Source organism: Streptomyces sp. NPDC096152, from assembly GCF_044763235.1.
GTDB lineage: Bacteria > Actinomycetota > Actinomycetes > Streptomycetales > Streptomycetaceae > Streptomyces.
This window is the reverse complement of the sequence record NZ_JBIWFW010000002.1, coordinates 424,930-441,295: the sequence shown is the minus strand read 5'-3', so window position 1 is coordinate 441,295 and position 16,366 is coordinate 424,930. Positions and strand designations below refer to the sequence as shown.

The following is a 16,366-nucleotide window of genomic DNA, read 5'->3' as shown; positions in this document are numbered from 1 at the left end:
TTCCAGAATGTGGCTTCGGCCACAGCACAGCACGGGCGACGGCATGGGCAGGGGCCTCCATTACAGTGATCCGCCTGCGGCGAGGGGAGAGACGCGGTGCGGGTCGGGACGGGAACGATGTGGCGGGGACTGGTCCCCGCCCTGGTGCTGGGCGGGGCCCTGACGGGCTGCTCCGGTGCGGCGGAGAAGAGCACACGGCAGACGGCACGCGCGTCGGCGACCACGGCACCCGGCGCGCACGGCACGGCCGCCGCCGCGTCCGGCGGCACCATCGGCGCCCCGGGCACGGCCTGCGAGCTTCCGGTCACCTTCGACATCGCCGAGGACTGGAAGGCCGAGGCAGTCGACTCAGGCGCGCCGGGAAGCGCGGCCGACGGCGGCCCGGACGGCCCCTCGGTCTCCGAGGAGGCCGCCGACGCTCTGCTCCGCCAGGGCCCGCTGACCGCCGTGTGCGAGATCGACGCCAAGCCGGCCGGCAACATCGGCTTCCTCCGCGTCTGGACCGGCGAACCGGCCGACACGGACGCCCGCGCGGTCCTGAAGGCCTTCGTGACGGCCGAGGGTGACACGAGCCGGGAGAGGTACCGCCCGTTCCGGACGGCCCGGGTGAGCGGCGTCGAGGTCGAGTACGTCTTCACCAGCCGGCTGCTGGACGAGACGAAGAAGGAGCGCGCTCTCGCCGTGACCACCACGGAGGGGCCGGTCGTCCTGCACCTCGGGGGCCTGGACACCGAGGAGCACGAACAGATGCTGCCCGCCTACGAACTCGCCAAGCGGACCCTGCGCACGCCGGCCTGACCGGCGGCCCGCCCATGAACGAGGCCGAGTCCGGTTCCGCCGGCCCGTCCCGGCCGGGAAGCGCCGGGAACGGGCCTCCCCTTGGCCGGACCCTCACGGTCCCACAGGTCTCACTGGCCTCACCGGTCCCACCGGCCGTCGGACGGCGGCTCGGCGGCGTCGCCGGTGGGCGCGGCCGGCGCCGCTGAGCGAAGGCGACGGCGATCCCACGTCGTCCAGAGGAACAGCGGTGCCACCACGGCGAGTTCGAGAGCCGTCGACAGTCCTGGCACCACCTCGGTCGGGAGGGTGAAGAGCAGGACGAACCGGGCGGCCGCCTCGGCGGTGAGGGCTATGCCCCAGACAGCGGTCTGCCGGCGTAACACGGCGTGAGCGTGGTGGCAGTCGGTTCCGGCGCGCGGACGGAACCGTCGGGCGAGGTGGGCGAGTGCGGGGGTCGGGGTCGCGCAACTGGCCAGGAAGACCAGGCCGGCCAGGCCGCTGCCGGCCGGGTCGCGGGCGAGCAGGATCCGCTCGTCCCGGGCGACGAGGGCGATGAGCAGCATCAGGGCGTAGGTGCTGAGCATGAGCGCGTTCAGGCCGTCGATCCGCCGGGTACGGGCCGTGGTCCACGCGAGCCGGGCGCCCGCGGCGGCGGTGGCGGCAAGGAGCGAGGCGGTGACTCCCGTCCCGAGTGCCTGCGCCCCGTAGAAGACGCCGGGCGACAGGCCCAGGTCCAGCAGGAGGCCCAGGCGGCCGGGGCGGGTGCGGCCGGATCGGCGGCGGCCGGGGCGGACGCCCGGGGCGGGGTTCGTGGTGCGGGGCGCGGCGATCGTCCGAATCGTGTTCATGTTGCGAGGCTAGGGACGGCGGCCGCCGCGGTGATCAACCCCTGAGCGGAGAACCGGGTGGATTTCATGGGCCCGGTTTCTCCACCCTTGGGTGGGGTCGGGCGCAAGGCATGGGCGGGCGCGGGGCCGTGGCCGGTCGGCGTGGCGTGGCGTGGGGCCCTGGACGGGGCGCAGGGCACGGGCCTGTCCCGGCCGGGCGCGGGGCCCGTGCGTGAGCACCACCGCAGCACCCCGGCAGGGCTCGTACCCTGGGGCCCGTGCACATCTGTTTCGTCTGCAGCGGCAACATCTGCCGGTCCCCGTCGGCCGCACTGGTGTTCGTGGAGCATCTGCGCCGTACCGGCCTGGACGAGGTGGTGCGGGTCACCAGCGCCGGGATCGGGCCCTGGCATGCCGGGGAGGCCATCGACGAGCGGGCCGGTGAGGCGCTGCTCCGGCACGGCTATCCGGTCGAGCACATCGCCGCGCAGGTCGGCTCCGAGCACCTGGACGCCGACCTGTTCCTGGCCCTGGACCGGGGGCACGACAAGGCCCTGCGCCGCTTGGTGGACGACCCGTCCCGGGTGCGCCTGCTGCGCTCCTTCGACCCGGACGCGACCGGCGACCTCGACGTGCCGGACCCGTACTACGGCGGCCCGGAGGGGTTCGAGGAGGTGCTGGCCATGATCGAGGCCGCGGTGCCCGGCCTGCTCACCTGGGTGCGCGGGCGGCTCGCGACATGACCGCCGGCCCGGCGGCCGCCGCCGACGAGGGACCGGGGCCCGCGGCCGCCCGCCTCACCGGACGCCCCGTGACCGGTGAGCGGCGGCTGTCCGCGGCGCTCACCGAGGTGACGCTGGACGACGGCCGGATGGTCATGGTCAAACGCGGTCCCGAACCCGGCGCCGTACGGGCCGAGGCCGCGGGGCTGCACTGGCTCGCCGAGGCGGGCGCGGTCCGGATCCCCGCCGTGCACGGACACGACCGGCTCCGGCTGGTGACCGACCTGGTCCCGACCGGCCCGCCGAGCGCGGGCGCCGCGACCCGTTTCGGCCGCGACCTGGCCGCCCTGCACGCCGCGGGGGCACCGGCGTTCGGGGCGCCGCCGCCCGGCGGACCCGAGGAGGCGTACATCGGCCTGGCCCCGCTGCGCAACGCCCCCGGTGACGACTGGCCGGGCTGGTACGCCGAGCACCGGGTGCTGCCGTATCTGCGCCGGTCCGTGGACGACGGCACCCTGCGTCCCGCCGAGGCGGCTGTGATCGAGCGTGCGCTGGAGCGCCTGCGGGGTCTGGCCGGCCCCACCGAGCCACCTGCTCGGCTGCACGGCGACCTGTGGAACGGCAATGTGCTGTGGGGCGCCGACGGAGAGGTCTGGCTGATCGACCCGGCCGCGCACGGCGGGCACCGGGAGACCGACCTGGCGATGCTCCACCTGTTCGGCTGCCCCCATCTGGACCAGGTGCTGGACGGCTACCAGGACGCGGCGCCGCTCGCCGACGGCTGGCGGGACCGGATCGGGCTGCACCAGCTCTTCCCGCTGCTGGTCCACACGGTGCTGTTCGGACGCGGCTACGCCGACCGGGCGGTGGCGGCGGCCCGGAGCGCCACCTCCTGACCCCTTCGCCCGCCCCGGCGGCCGGCCCCCGGTCGTCCGCCGGGACGGCCCGCGGTCCCCGTTCGCCGGTCCCGCCCGCCAGTCCCACCCGCCCGGTGTCCTACGACCCCGTCGTGCACCGGTGCCGTACGCCCGCGTCACGCCTCCGTGCCGTCCGCCCGGGCCGTCCCCGCTAGGTGCTCTCCACCAGCCGGGCCAGGTTGTCCAGGGCCATGCGTGTGCCCCGTTCGTTGTCCTCGCGCGGCACGGCGTCGGGGACGCCCTCGTGCCGGATCACGACATCCGTCCCGCCGCCGGCCCCGACCTCCGACCCGGCGTCCGACCCGCCGTCCACCGCGGTGAGGGACGTCGTCATCGTCATCGCGCCGCCCAGCGCCTCCTCACCGGTCTCGAACTCGATCACCTCGACGACGAGCTCGTCCGGGACGAGCCGCGCGAAGTGACCCCGGTAGGTGTCCGTGCGGGCACCCGACTTCCCGGGTCGCCCGGGATCGTCGTAGGTGAGGGACACCCGGAACCTGCCGCCCTCGCGCGGGTCGAACTCGTGCACCCGGGCGGTCATGCCGGCGGGGACGCGCCAGGCGGCCACCGCGTCCGGGTCGAGGAGCGCCCGGTACACGGCGGCGGGAGGCGCCTGCACGCGCCGTGCGACGGTCGTGGCGTACATGACGGCAACGTACCGCGCCCACCGCTCGGCCGCGCGTGCGCGTGGGCGCACCCCCGCGAACGGGTCGTGGGGAGAACGGGGCGCGAGAGTACGCAGGTTGCCTGCCGGATGTCCCGATTCTGTCACCAAGTCACCCAGTCGTCCCTGCCGTTGTCCGTCCATGTCGGTCCGCGTGCTAAGAAATACGGCGTCACAGACATGCGGCGTCCCCCAAGGGGCGCCGCGTGTCATGTCGTTCCGGCCCCAACGGGCCACAGGGGGAAGAGGTATCACCGCAGTGAACCGCACCCGCACGACCGTCGCGGCCCTGGCCGCGGCCGGGGTCGTCACCGCCGCCCAGCTCGGTCTGGCCGGGGCCGCCTCCGCGGCGACCGCCGCGCCGCAGAGCTCCGGCTGCCCGATCAACATCGTCTACCCGTCCCGGTTCTACGTGGATCACAACGGCTGGGTGACCAACGGGGGCCTGTACTTCGGCATCAAGAGCAAGACCGACAAGAGCTTCAAGAAGGTCACCTTCACGGTCACCAACGTGAAGAACCTGCGCTTCGGCACGGCGACGCCCAAGGGCGGCAAGATCACCCACCGTACGTCGCAGACCGTCTCGGTCTACACCTCGACGTTCAAGGGCAAGGCGAGCCTTGGCTTCAAGGTCCGTACGCACCTGCTGAACACCCACAGCTACAAGCTGAAGTTCACCCTGCACGGCTCCGGCTGGAACTGCGCGGTCAGCCAGGGCACGTGGGGCGCCTGATCCCCCGCTCCCGCAGGCCCTGCGGGCCTTCCCGACGCCCCGGCTTCCACGGCCGGGGCGTCGGCGTGTCCGATCCCGCGCCCGCGGTATGTAGGCTGCCCATCCAGGGGATCTTCGGGCGGCGGCACTCCCATGTGGGTCCGCCCGGCTGGGAGAAGGGTGGCGCGGATGGACTGGCGTGGGTTCGCCGAGCAGATGGCCGAGCTGTCCCGGCGCCTGCTCGCCCAGGAATCGCCGCAGGCGACGCTGGACGAGATCGTCTCGGCGGCGGTGGAGCTGATCGACGGGTGCGACGCCGCGGGCGTCCTGGCCCTGCGCAAGGGACGTGCCGTGTCGCTCGCCACGCACGGGGACATGGTCGAGGAGTCCGACCGGCTCCAGGGAGAGCTGGGCGAGGGGCCCTGTTTCGACGCGGCCCGCACCACCAACGGCGACCGTTCCTTCCGTATCGCCGACATGCGCGACGCGCCGGGCTGGCCCCGGTACGCGCCCGCCGCCCGGGGCCTGGGCATCGGCAGCATGATGGGGTTCCTGCTCTACACCCGCGACGAGGACTTCGGCGCGCTGGACCTCTACTCCCGGCGGCCCGGCGTGTTCACCCCGGACAGCGAGACGGCCGGCTGGCTGCTCGCCTCGCACGCCGCCGTGGCGCTGGCCGGCGCCCGGACCGTGGACCAGCTGGAGCACGCGCTGGAGACCCGGCACGCCATCGGCGAGGCCATGGGCATCCTGCGGGAGCGCCACCGGCTCAGCGAGGACGACGCCTTCGCCGTGCTGCGCCGTATCTCGCAGCACCACAACATCAAGCTGCGCGACGTCGCCCAGAACATCCGCGGCGACGCACCGAAGAAGCCCTGACGGGCGCGGGGCGACCGGGGCCGTCGCCCCGGCCGCGTGGCGCTTCGGGGGCGCACGGGACGTGACGCGGGCGCGCTTCGGGCGCGCTCAGGACGTGACGCGGGCGCGCTTCGGACGTACTCCGGGTGCGTTTCGGGACGCGCTCCGGCTCGACGCCGGGTGCGCTCCGAGTGCCTCCTGACGCATTCTTGCTGTGTCGTCCTCGTGGCGGAGCAGGGGTAGGACCGATGACGGGCAGAGCCGAGGAAGCGGACCGGACGGCCGTACGGCTGGCCGCGCTGCTGGCCGGCGTCTCGACGGAGGCGATCGGCGCGGCCGGCGGCCACGTGGGCGGCGTCCACCTGCGGTCCGCGACACCCGGCCTGCTGCGGCTGGCCACGCTCGCGGGGCTGCCGGGCCGCCTCTTCCAGCCCTGGTGGCGGCTGCACGTGGACGCGCGCTCCCCCGTCACCGACGCCTACCGCCTCGCTGTGCCGGTGATCCTCCCGAACGCCACCGAGACCATGCGCCGCTACCCGCAGTTCGCCGCCGGACTGCCGTTCCAGTTCGGCTCTCTGTACGTACCCGTCGTCGGCGCCTCGACGACCTACGGCGTCCTCACCGTCCTGCGGCCCTCGGCCCCGGACGCCTCCGCGGTGGAGGCCGCCGCGGACCGGCTCGGACGACTTGCCCGCGATCTGGGCGCCGCGCTGGCGGCACGCGAGCGACGAGGGGCGGAAGTCGCCTGGGACGCCGAGCCGCTGTGCCTGCGCCCCCCGGCGACGCGCGCCTTCGAAGGGCGGGTCGGGCGGTTCTCGTGGGATCCGGCGACGGACGCCGTCACGTCCGACGACCGCTGCGGCGCGCTGCTGGGCACGACCGGCGCCACGTGTCCCGCCACCGGTCACGCCCTGGCCGGCGCCGTGAGGGCGGACGACGGCCGACATGTGCTGACCGCGCTGTGGGACACGGCGGCGGGCCGCCCGCCCGCGCTGCCGCTGCCCGTGCGGACCGGCGACGGCGCGCTGCGGCTGATCGAGCTCTGGTCCTCCCCCGCGGCCGCCCCGCCCGGGGTCCGGCAGGTCAGCGGCACCGTACGGGACCCGGGGCCCGGCCCCCTGGGGGACGCGGCGGCCGATCTGCTGCCGGACGGGGTCTTCTGCCTGGACCGGCTGGGCCTCGTCGTCTACGCCAATCCGCGCGCCGCGCAGCTTCTGGGCCCCTCGCGCCACGCCTTCGTCGGCCGGCCGCTGTGGGAGGTCGTGCCCTGGCTGGACCAGCCGATCTGCGAGGACCACCTGCGCGCGGCGCTGCTGGCGCCGGACCCGGTGCACTTCCACGTCCGCCGGCCCCCCCGCCGACAGCCGGGCACCGTCCCCGGAGCGCCGCGAGAGCCACTGGCTGGCGCTGTCCGTGCACCCGGGCCCCGACCTGCTCACCTGCACCGTCCGCCCCGCCGACCACGTGGCGGGCACGTCCTCCGAGCTCGACGCCGTGCCCACCCCACCGCGGATCGCGGACACCACCGCCGTCACCCCGGCGGCCCGCGTGTCCACCGCGGCCGGCGCACCGGCACCCCGCGCCGACTCGGCGGCCCACCTGTACCGCCCGATCGTGCTGGCCATCGCGCTGTCCGAGGCCGTCACCGCCCGTCAGGTGTCGGCCGTGGTCATGCAGGAGCTGCTGCCCGCGTTCGGCGGGAACCGGCTCGCCATCTACCTGTTGCAGGAAAGGCACCTCTATCTGGCCTGGGAAACGGGCTTCCCGAAGGGCTTCCTGGTCCCGTTCGAGGGCGTGGGCCTGGACGTGCACCTGCCAGGGGTGGAGACGCTCACCAACGGGCGCCCCCTCTTCTTCGACTCCATGGCACAGCTCGCGGCCACCTACCCGGGCATCCCGCTGGACGCGGCGGAGGGTTCCCGGGCCTTCCTGCCGCTGATCGCCTCGGGCCGTCCGGTCGGCTCCTGCATCCTCGGTTTCGACCACCCGCACTGCTTCAGCGGCGACGAGCGTACGGTCCTCACCGCGCTCGCCGGGCTGATCGCGCACGCCATGGAGAAGGCCCAGCGCTACGACACCGAGTCCGCCCTGGCCCGCGGACTCCAGCAGGCGCTGCTGCCCCGGCTCCTGCCGGAGCACCCGGAGGTGGAGACGGCCGGATGCTATCTGCCGGGCACCGAGGGCATGGAGGTGGGCGGGGACTGGTACGACGTCCTGGCCACCGGGGACGGTCTGGCGCTGGTCATCGGGGACGTCCAGGGCCACGGGGTGCAGGCGGCGGCCACCATGGGCCAGCTGCGCAGCGCGGTGCGGGCGTTCACGCTCGGGGGTCATCCGCCGGACGAGGTGATGAGCGGCACCAACCGGCTGCTGATCGATCTCGACCCGGGCCAGTTCGCGAGCTGCTGCTACCTCCGGCTGGATCCCGCCACGGGGGTGGTCCGGGTGGCCCGGGCGGGGCACCCGCTGCCGCTGCTGCGCCATCGCGACGGGCGTACGGAGGTCTGCGACGTGGCGGGCGGTGTCCTCCTCGGGGTGGACCGGCTCGCCCACTACCCCGTGACGGAACTGCGCGTGGAGCGCGGCGCCGTCCTGGCCCTGTACACCGACGGGCTCGTCGAACGGCTCGGCCTCGACATCGACCTCGGTGTCGAGGCGCTGCGCGTGGCGCTGGCGGAGGCCGGGGCGATGGCCGCCCGGGTGGACGGGCAGTCCCTGACGAGCGTGGCCGACCGGCTCACCGCGACGGCCCGGCACACCGCCGACCGGCCCGACGACATCGCCCTCCTGCTGGCGATGCGCCGCCCCGCTCCCCGGCCGGCGAACTGAGCGCCCCCGACGCCCCGGACGCGCCCCCAGCGCCTGCCCCGGACGCGCCCCCCGGCGCCCGCTCCGCACGTGCCCCCGGACGTGCCCCCGGAAGTGCCCGCGCACGTGCCCCCGTCCCTTCCCACCCTGTCCCCGACCCTCGCCCGGCGCGGCCCGGCAGTGTAGACATGGCACATGGTCCGGCTCCCGGGTCGCACCGGCACGCGGTCGGCCCCTCCTCACGGCGGTCGGCGCGCCCGTACGGCGCCCGGCCCCGCTCGGCGAGCGCCGGAGCGGCCGGACGGGGGCGGGACGCCCGGGCCCCCGCCCACCGGACTGAGGGCCGCCCTGGGCGGGCGGAGCGTCGCCGGACAGGTGTTCGTGCTCCAGGTCGTCGTCGTACTGCTGCTGGTCGTGGCGGCGGTGGTCGCACTGGTGCTCCAGGTGCGGCACGACAGCGCCCAGGAGGCCCGCAACCGGTCCCTCGCCGTCGCGCAGGCGTTCGCCGACGCCCCGGGGACCCGGGCGGCGCTCACCGCGCCGGATCCGACGGCCGTCCTGCAACCGCGGGCCGAGGCCGTCCGCCGGGCGACCGGGGTCGACTTCGTCGTCGTGATGAACACCGCCGGGATCCGCTACACGCACCCCAAGCCGGACCGCATCGGCAAGAAGTTCGTCGGCACCATCCGGCCCGCGCTGGCGGGCGGCGTCGTGGTCGAGGAGGTCGACGGGACCATCGGACGGCTGGTGCAGGCCGTCGTGCCGGTCAAGGCGCCCGACGGCACGGTGGTGGGCCTGGTGTCGGCCGGGATCACCACCTCGAACGTCGGCGGTGTGGCGAACCGGCAGCTGCCGGTCGTCCTCGGTGCCGCGGCCGCCGGTCTCGCGCTGGCCACGGCGGGCACGGCACTGGTGAGCAGGCGGCTGCTGCGCCAGACCCACGGGCTCGGACCTCGCGAGATGACCCGGATGTACGAGCACCACGACGCGGTGCTGCACTCGGTCCGGGAGGGGGTGATCATCGTCAGCGACGAGGGCGACCTGCTGCTCGCCAACGACGAGGCGCACCGCCTGCTCGGCCTGCCCCGGGACGCCGAGCGGCGCCACGTCCTGGATCTCGGCCTCGACCCGGAGACCGCGGACCTGCTGGCCTCCGGGCGGGTCGCCACCGACGAGGTGCACCTGGTCGGCGACCGGCTGCTGGCGATCAACCAGCGGTCCACGGACCTGGAGGGCGGCCCGTCGGGCACCGTGGCCACCCTGCGCGACTCCACCGAGCTGCGCGCCCTGTCCGGGCGGGCGGAGGAGGCCCGGGAGCGCCTCACCCTGCTCTACGACGCCGGGATGGGCGTCGGTACCACCCTGGACGTGGTCCGGACCGCCGAGGAGCTGGCGGAGGTGTCCGTGCCGCGGTTCGCCGACTACGCCACCGTGGACCTGTACGAACCGGTGCTGGACGGCGAGGACCCCGATCCGGCCTCCGCGCTGCGCCGGACCGCCTCCAGCGGGGTCCGCGAGGACGCTCCCCTGTTCCCGCGGGGCGAGCAGATCCGCTTCGTCGCCTCGTCGCCGCAGGCGCACAGCCTGCGCACCGGCCGCCCGGTCCTGGAGCCCCGGCTGGAGGCCGCCCCGGGCTGGCGGGCCCAGGACCCGGAGCGGGCCGAGCGGGTGGTGGCGTACGGCATCCACTCGCTGATCACCGTGCCCGTCCGGGCCGGCGCCCAGGTGCTGGGGGTGGTCGACTTCTGGCGCTCCGAGAAGGCCGAGCCGTTCGACACCGAGGAGCTGGCCCTCGCGGAGGAGCTGGTCGCCCGGGCCGCCGTCTCCATCGACAACGCCCGCCGCTACACGCGCGAGCACGGCATGGCCGTGACCCTGCAGCGCAGCCTGCTGCCGCGCAGCCTGCCCGAGCAGAGCGCCCTCGACCTCGCCTCCCGGTACCTGCCCGCGCAGGCCGGGGTGGGCGGGGACTGGTTCGACGTGCTGCCCCTGTCGGGCGCGCGGGTCGCGCTCGTCGTCGGGGACGTGGTGGGCCACGGGCTGCACGCCGCGGCGACCATGGGGCGGCTGCGGACGGCGGTGCACAACTTCTCCGCGCTGGACCTGCCGCCCGACGAGCTGCTGGGGCTGCTGGACGAGCTGGTGGCCCGGATCGACCAGGACGAGACCGAGGCCGGCGGCACCGCCCCGGTCACCGGCGCGACCTGTCTGTACGCGGTCTACGATCCGGTCTCCCGGACGTGCGTGCTGGCCCGGGCCGGGCATCCGCCGCCGGCCGTGATCCGGCCGGACGGCAGCGTCGGCTTCCCCGAGGTGCCCGCCGGTCCCCCGCTGGGCCTGGGCGGTCTGCCGTTCGAGACGGCGGAGCTCGCGCTGGACGAGGGCAGTCGGCTGGTGCTCTACACGGACGGGCTGATCGAGGACCGGGAGCGGGACGTCGACACCGGCCTGGAGGAGCTGCGGGCGGCCCTGGAGACGGCGGGTGCGTCGCCGGAGGAGACGTGCCGGTCGGTGCTCGACGGCCGGCTGCCGTCCCGGGCGGGCGACGACATCGCGCTGATAGTGGCGCGCACCCGGGCCCTGGGCGCCGAGCGGGTGGCCGAATGGCCCGTCCCGGCGGACCCGGCGGCCGTCGGCGAGATCCGCGCGGCGGTGACGCGCCGACTGGCGGAGTGGGGCCTGGACGAGCTCACGTTCGCCACGGAGCTGATCCTCAGCGAGCTCGTCACCAACGCGATCCGCTACGGCAGTGCGCCCCTCCGCGTCCGCGTGCTGCGGGACCGGTCCCTCATCTGCGAGGTCTTCGACTCCAGCGACACCTCGCCGCACCTGCGCTACGCGGCCACCACGGACGAGGGCGGGCGCGGGCTGTTCCTCGTCGCGCAGCTCTCCGAGCGCTGGGGTACCCGCTACACCGCGACCGGCAAGGTCATCTGGTCCGAGCAGCCCCTGCCCTGAGGCACGGACCGGCAGGGCAAGGCGGGCGGGCTGCGCGCGCTCGGGCGGTTCACGTACTACGACGCGATCGCGACACACGGGGACGGCGACGACCCGACCGGCTTCCAGGCCATCCGCGCGCGGGCGCTGCGCACCGCGGGGCCGCCCGCCCGGGGCAGCGGCGAGGTGACGTATCTCAACGCGTTCCTGGACGCGCGGGTGCGGGCCATCAAGCAGGAGGCGGCCCACCGCGACACCAGCAGGGTCGACACCGGACAGCGGGTCTTCCTGAACCGGCGCGACCTCGACCTGCCCCCGCCGCTGGACCGGCAGGCGTACGGGGACAGGTACCACATCGGCTGACGCGCGCCTGCCCGGTCAGCCGAGGGCGCGGTCGAGGTTGTAGGCGGCGCTGATCAGGGACAGGTGGGTGAAGGCCTGCGGGAAGTTGCCCTGTTGCTCGCCGGTGCAGCCGATCTCCTCGGCGTACAGGCCGAGATGGTTCGCGTAGGTGAGCATCTTCTCGAAGGCCAGCCGCGCATCGTCCAGCCGGCCGGCCCGGGTGAGGGCCTCGACGTACCAGAAGGAGCAGATGGAGAAGGTTCCCTCGTCGCCGCGCAGCCCGTCGGAGCCGGCCTGCGGGTCGTAGCGGTAGACGAGGGAGTCGGAGACCAGGTCCTCGGTCAGCGCGTCCAGGGTGGAGAGCCACTTCGGGTCGGTGGGGGCGATGAACTTCGCCAGCGGCATCATCAGCACGGCCGCGTCCAGCACGTCGCCGTCCTCGTACTGGACGAAGGCGCGCCGCTCGGCGGACCAGCCGCGGTCCATGATGCGGCGGTAGATGGTGTCGCGGCACTGCCGCCAGCGGGGCAGGTCGGCGGGGAGCCCGCGGCGGTTGGCCAACCGGATGGCGCGTTCGATGGCCACCCAGCACATCAGGCGCGAGTACAGGAAGTTGCGGCGGCCGCCGCGGGTCTCCCACACGCCCTCGTCGGGCTGGTCCCAGTGGTCGCAGACCCAGTCCACCAGCGCGCTCACGTCGTCCCACTGGTCGCTGGAGATGGGCTGCGCCCACTTGTCGTAGAGGTAGACGGAGTCGACCAGGGCGCCGTAGATGTCGAGCTGGAGCTGGTCGGCGGCGGCGTTGCCGACCCGGACCGGGGCGGAGCCCTGATGCCCCTCCAGATGGCCCAGTTCGCGTTCGGGGAGCTCGGTGCGGCCGTCGATGCCGTACATGATCTGCAGCGGTCCCGCCGCCCTGCCGTCGCCCGGGCTGATGTGCCGGGTGAGGAAGCGCATGAACGCCTCGGCCTCGCCCGAGAAGCCGAGCCGCAGCAGCGCGTAGACGCAGAAGGCGGCGTCCCGGACCCAGACGTAGCGGTAGTCCCAGTTCCGCTCGCCGCCGATCTGCTCGGGCAGGCTGGTGGTGGGCGCGGCGACGATGGCGCCGGTGGGCGCGTAGGTGAGCAGCTTCAGGGTGAGGGCGGAGCGGTGGACCATCTCCCGCCAGCGGCCGCGGTAGCGGGAGGCGGACAGCCAGTTCCGCCAGTAGGAGACCGTGGCCGCGAACTGCTCCTCGGCCTCGGCGCAGGCGCACCGGCGCGGTGTGGTCTCACCGCCGACCTGGTCGAGGGCGAAGACGGCGGACTCGCCCTCGGCGAGCTTGAAGTCGGCCAGCACGTCCGGGCCGTGGGCCTCAACGGGCACGGTGGCGGTCAGGGCGAGGGCCCGGTCCGCGGACTCGAACAGGGCGGTGCAGCCGACCATGCGGACGGTGTGCGGGTCGAGGCCGTAGTTGAAGCGGGGGGCCACCCGGGCCCGGAACGGCAGTGTGCCGCGCACGCACAGCACGCGCCGGATGAGCCGGTGCCGGTCGGACTCGGCGGAGCCGGCCGGGTGCCCGGTGACCGGCATGAAGTCCTGCACCTCGCCGACGCCGTCCTCGGTGAAGAAGCGGGTGATCAGCACGTTGGTGTCGGGGAAGTAGAACTGCTTGGTCCGCGCTCCTTCGGCGGCGCCGAGTTCGAAGCGGCCGCCCCGCTCTGCGTCCAGGATCGCGGCGAAGACGCTGGGGTCGTCGAAGGAGGGGCAGCAGTACCAGTCGATCGTGCCGTTGCTGCCGACGAGGGCGACGCTGCGCAGGTCGCCGATCAGACCGTGTTCGGCGATCGGCACGTAGCGGGGGGTGCTCGTGAAGGTGTCCGGGACGGCCTGTCGGTCCGGGGTCTCGGCCATGGCGGCGGCCTCCCTGTCCGGGAACGCGCGGGCTGCCTGGCGCCCGCGGGCTGTCTCCAGCTTAGGTGGGGCGGCGGCGTCCGGGGGTTTCCGGGAGCGAAGCAGAGGTACCCCTGCCACAGGCCCGGCCGGGGTCCGCGCAGTGGAGCCGGTCGCGTGCGGTGGGTCACCACGGCGGCCCTTCGTGCCGCTTCCGGATGCAGGGCGCGGCCGGGCGGGCAATGGTGGAGAAAGCCCCGGTCCCGCGGCACGGCGCCACTGCGGCAGTCCGGCCCCGACAGGACCCGGGCCCGAGGAGGAGAGACATGTCGACGTCACAGCCCGATGCATCCCGCCGGCCCGGGGACCGTGCCACCCCGGACAACCTGCTCCACGCCCGAACCGGCACCGAAGTCTCACCGGAGGACCTGGTGCTGGCGACCGGCCGGGACATCACTCCCAAGAACCTCGAGTGGGCCAAGCGCAAGCTGGAGGCGGAAGGACCGGCGGCCCTCGACAAGCTGCTGCCTTAGGAACCGGGGCGGTGCCCCCGCCCGCCGGGGCGGGGGCGGGGGGCGGATCCGGACCGGAGTCCCGTTCCGGGGCGGATCCGGGGCCGGAGTCCTGCTCCGGTCCCTTCCCGAGGGTGCCCTCGTGCTGTCAGACTCCCAAGGGTGCCCGACTTCGACATGCTCGTGATCGGATCCGGACCGGGCGGCCAGAAGGCCGCCATCGCCGCGGCCAAGCTGGGCCGCCGGGTCGCCGTCGTCGACCGCCCCGACATGGTCGGCGGGGTCTCCATCCACACCGGCACCATCCCGTCCAAGACGCTGCGCGAGGCGGTGCTGTACCTCACCGGGCTCACCCAGCGCGACTTGTACGGGCAGAGCTACCGGCTCAAGGAGGACATCACCGTCGCCGACCTGACCGCGCGCACCCGGCACGTGGTCGGCCGCGAGGTCGACGTCATCCGCAGCCAGCTCTCCCGCAACCATGTGTCCCTGTTCGCCGGAACCGGCCGCTTCGTCGACGACCACACCGTCGCCCTGCGCGAAGTGACCGGCGACGAGCGGCGGTTGAGCGCCGAGCACATCGTCGTCGCCACCGGCACGCGCCCGGCGCGGCCGGACAGCGTGGAGTTCGACGGGCGGACCATCATGGACTCCGACAACGTGCTCACCCTCGAAGGAGTCCCCCGGTCGATGGTCATCGTCGGCGCCGGGGTGATCGGCATGGAGTACGCCTCCATGTTCGCCGCGCTCGGCAGCAGGGTGACGGTGGTCGAGAAGCGCGCGGGGATGCTGGACATGTGCGACGCCGAGGTCGTGGAGTCGCTCCGCTACCACCTGCGGGATCTCGCCGTGACGTTCCGGTTCGGGGAGACCGTCGCCGCGGTCGAGCGCCATCCGGGCGGCACGCTGACCGTGCTGGAGAGCGGCAAGAAGATACCCGCCGACACCGTGATGTACTCGGCGGGCCGGCAGGGGCTCACCGACGAACTGGACCTGCGCAAGGCCGGGTTGACTGCCGACGCGCGGGGCCGTATCGCGGTGGACGAGCACTACCGCACCGAGGTGCCGCACATCTACGCGGTGGGCGACGTCATCGGCTTCCCCGCGCTGGCGGCGACCTCGATGGAGCAGGGGCGCGCGGCGGCTTACCACGCCTGCGGGGAGCCCGTCGGGCGGATGCACCGGCTCCAGCCGATCGGCATCTACACGATTCCGGAGATCAGCTTCGTCGGGCGGACGGAGGACCAACTCACCGAGGACCGCGTCCCGTTCGAGGTCGGGATCTCCCGCTACCGCGAACTGGCCCGCGGGCAGATCATCGGCGACTCGCACGGCATGCTGAAGCTGCTGGTCTCGCCCGAGGACCGGACCCTGCTGGGAGTGCACTGCTTCGGCACCGGCGCGACCGAGCTGATCCACATCGGGCAGACCGTGATGGGCTGCGGCGGCACCGTCGACTACCTGGTCAACGCGGTGTTCAACTACCCGACCCTCGCGGAGTCCTACAAGGTCGCCGCCCTGGACGCCACGAACCGGCTCCGCCAGATCGACCGGCTGGACGGCTGAGGCGGCCGGGCTCGGCGGGGGCCGAAGCCGGGTCCCTCCGCAGGGCCCACGGGCGGATCCCCCCGCGGGGCCCACGGCCGGGTGACGTCCGCCGGCCTCACGGCCGGACGCCGTCCGCCGGGGTCACGACCGGACGACGGCCGCCAGGTCAGGGCCGGGTGACGTCCGGCGGCAGGGGGTCCTCGTCCAGCGGCAACATGTCGTCACGGACGATGTGGACGGCGGCCTCCTCGGCCCCGGCCGCGCCCGCGTCGATACCCACGTCGGTGGCGATCTCCTCGCCCTCGGTGTCGGCGTGCGCGCCCTCGTCCGGGGCCACCAGGCGGCCGGAGCGCTCTTCCCCCGCCTCCGGGTCGACCGGCTCGCCCTCGCCGCCGGGCAGGTCGCCCACGCCGTCGCCCTCCGGCTCCCCGGCGTCGGGCACCTCCTGTGCCAGGCGCTGGTCGAGCGTCTCGCCCGCGTGCTGCTCGGCGGCCGTCGTGCCGTACTTGGTGACGCCGAGCGGCTTCTCGGGCGGGGAGTAGCCCTCGTCGAGGAGGTCGTCGTAGGACCGCTCGTCGAGCGCGTCCTCCAGATCCAGCGGCGCGGCGTCCTGCTGCTCCTCGTTGCTCCCGGTGGGCTGGTAGGCGTCGTCGGCCATCGGATCCGTGCTCACGGGCCTCTCCTTCTCCTCGGCTTCTCCGTGTCCCGCCTCCGCGGGCTCCGCTCGAGCGGCTCCCGCGGGACGTCGTGGTCCGCGTTTCCCGGTGGGCCGGTCCCAATCAAAGCGCGTGGCAGGGACACTGGTTGAACTTCGGACAGCGAGCGGAGAATTACCCTCCGGTCAATCTTGAACGGGCAACCAGCACG

Annotated in this window: 12 protein-coding genes and 2 pseudogenes; 10 read left to right on the top strand and 4 right to left on the bottom strand. The window is 74.3% G+C overall.

The window, feature by feature from the left end; all coding sequences use genetic code 11:
* Positions 1-117: 117 nt before the first annotated feature.
* Complete coding sequence (locus ACIQ9G_RS07445) at positions 118-798, top strand: lipoprotein (protein ID WP_403607365.1); 681 nt, start codon at positions 118-120, stop codon at positions 796-798.
* Positions 799-917: 119 nt separating this feature from the next.
* Here the strand turns inward: ACIQ9G_RS07445 and ACIQ9G_RS07440 are convergent, their stop codons facing one another.
* On the bottom strand, positions 918-1,628 hold the full coding sequence (locus ACIQ9G_RS07440; protein ID WP_403607364.1) for a VC0807 family protein: 711 nt from the start codon (positions 1,626-1,628) through the stop codon (positions 918-920).
* 257 nt (positions 1,629-1,885) lie between these two features.
* On the opposite strand from ACIQ9G_RS07440, the gene ACIQ9G_RS07435 reads away from it, so the two are divergent.
* Together ACIQ9G_RS07435 and ACIQ9G_RS07430 are read left to right on the top strand one after the other, a co-directional pair.
* Positions 1,886-2,350 (top strand): low molecular weight protein-tyrosine-phosphatase, encoded by a 465-nt coding sequence (locus ACIQ9G_RS07435; protein WP_403607363.1) that lies wholly within the window; start codon positions 1,886-1,888, stop codon positions 2,348-2,350.
* Positions 2,347-3,225: a fructosamine kinase family protein gene (locus ACIQ9G_RS07430; RefSeq protein ID WP_403607362.1), complete on the top strand. Its 879-nt coding sequence runs from the start codon at positions 2,347-2,349 to the stop codon at positions 3,223-3,225. Before ACIQ9G_RS07435 ends, ACIQ9G_RS07430 begins: the two co-directional genes overlap by 4 nt.
* 172 nt (positions 3,226-3,397) lie before the next feature.
* On the opposite strand, the gene ACIQ9G_RS07425 is transcribed toward ACIQ9G_RS07430, so the two are convergent.
* A complete protein-coding gene (locus ACIQ9G_RS07425; protein ID WP_403607361.1) occupies positions 3,398-3,892 on the bottom strand; it encodes an SRPBCC domain-containing protein in 495 nt (164 codons plus the stop codon).
* A 277-nt stretch (positions 3,893-4,169) separates the two neighbouring features.
* On the opposite strand from ACIQ9G_RS07425, the gene ACIQ9G_RS07420 reads away from it, so the two are divergent.
* The 5 genes and pseudogenes from ACIQ9G_RS07420 to ACIQ9G_RS07400 form a co-directional block, all read left to right on the top strand.
* Positions 4,170-4,643, top strand: a complete 474-nt coding sequence (locus tag ACIQ9G_RS07420) for a hypothetical protein (RefSeq protein WP_403607360.1) — start codon at positions 4,170-4,172, stop codon at positions 4,641-4,643.
* Positions 4,644-4,811: 168 nt separating this feature from the next.
* Complete coding sequence (locus ACIQ9G_RS07415) at positions 4,812-5,501, top strand: GAF and ANTAR domain-containing protein (protein ID WP_403607359.1); 690 nt, start codon at positions 4,812-4,814, stop codon at positions 5,499-5,501.
* 227 nt (positions 5,502-5,728) lie between these two features.
* Positions 5,729-8,309 (top strand): annotated as a pseudogene (locus ACIQ9G_RS07410) (SpoIIE family protein phosphatase).
* 174 nt (positions 8,310-8,483) lie between these two features.
* Positions 8,484-11,246, top strand: a complete 2,763-nt coding sequence (locus ACIQ9G_RS07405; RefSeq protein ID WP_403607358.1) for a SpoIIE family protein phosphatase — start codon at positions 8,484-8,486, stop codon at positions 11,244-11,246.
* Positions 11,247-11,255: 9 nt separating this feature from the next.
* A pseudogene (locus ACIQ9G_RS07400) lies at positions 11,256-11,588 on the top strand (chitosanase); the annotation flags it as partial.
* Positions 11,589-11,603: 15 nt separating this feature from the next.
* Here ACIQ9G_RS07400 and ACIQ9G_RS07395 read toward each other — a convergent pair.
* Complete coding sequence (locus ACIQ9G_RS07395) at positions 11,604-13,460, bottom strand: glycoside hydrolase family 15 protein (RefSeq protein WP_403607357.1); 1,857 nt, start codon at positions 13,458-13,460, stop codon at positions 11,604-11,606.
* A 305-nt stretch (positions 13,461-13,765) separates the two neighbouring features.
* Here ACIQ9G_RS07395 and ACIQ9G_RS07390 point away from each other — a divergent pair, with 305 nt between their 5' ends.
* Positions 13,766-13,972 carry a hypothetical protein gene (locus ACIQ9G_RS07390; RefSeq protein ID WP_403607356.1) on the top strand — a complete coding sequence of 69 codons (207 nt, stop codon included), beginning with the start codon at positions 13,766-13,768 and terminating at the stop codon, positions 13,970-13,972.
* A gap of 141 nt (positions 13,973-14,113) precedes the next feature.
* Positions 14,114-15,517 carry a Si-specific NAD(P)(+) transhydrogenase gene (gene sthA, locus ACIQ9G_RS07385; protein WP_403607355.1) on the top strand — a complete coding sequence of 468 codons (1,404 nt, stop codon included), beginning with the start codon at positions 14,114-14,116 and terminating at the stop codon, positions 15,515-15,517.
* Positions 15,518-15,665: 148 nt separating this feature from the next.
* Here the strand turns inward: sthA and ACIQ9G_RS07380 are convergent, their stop codons facing one another.
* Entirely contained in the window at positions 15,666-16,172 is a 507-nt protein-coding gene (locus tag ACIQ9G_RS07380; protein ID WP_403607354.1) for a DUF5709 domain-containing protein, read from the bottom strand.
* Positions 16,173-16,366 lie beyond the last annotated feature (194 nt).

Bases quoted from the DNA above. Each gene is read 5' to 3' on its own strand.
- ACIQ9G_RS07445 (WP_403607365.1), top strand. From the start codon at position 118: ATGTGGCGGGGACTGGTCCCCGCCCTGGTGCTGGGCGGGGCCCTGACG.
- ACIQ9G_RS07390 (WP_403607356.1), top strand. From the start codon at position 13,766: ATGTCGACGTCACAGCCCGATGCATCCCGCCGGCCCGGGGACCGTGCC.
- ACIQ9G_RS07395 (WP_403607357.1), bottom strand. From the start codon at position 13,460: ATGGCCGAGACCCCGGACCGACAGGCCGTCCCGGACACCTTCACGAGC.
- ACIQ9G_RS07425 (WP_403607361.1), bottom strand. From the start codon at position 3,892: ATGTACGCCACGACCGTCGCACGGCGCGTGCAGGCGCCTCCCGCCGCC.
- ACIQ9G_RS07405 (WP_403607358.1), top strand. From the start codon at position 8,484: ATGGTCCGGCTCCCGGGTCGCACCGGCACGCGGTCGGCCCCTCCTCAC.
- ACIQ9G_RS07440 (WP_403607364.1), bottom strand. From the start codon at position 1,628: ATGAACACGATTCGGACGATCGCCGCGCCCCGCACCACGAACCCCGCC.
- ACIQ9G_RS07430 (WP_403607362.1), top strand. From the start codon at position 2,347: ATGACCGCCGGCCCGGCGGCCGCCGCCGACGAGGGACCGGGGCCCGCG.
- ACIQ9G_RS07415 (WP_403607359.1), top strand. From the start codon at position 4,812: ATGGACTGGCGTGGGTTCGCCGAGCAGATGGCCGAGCTGTCCCGGCGC.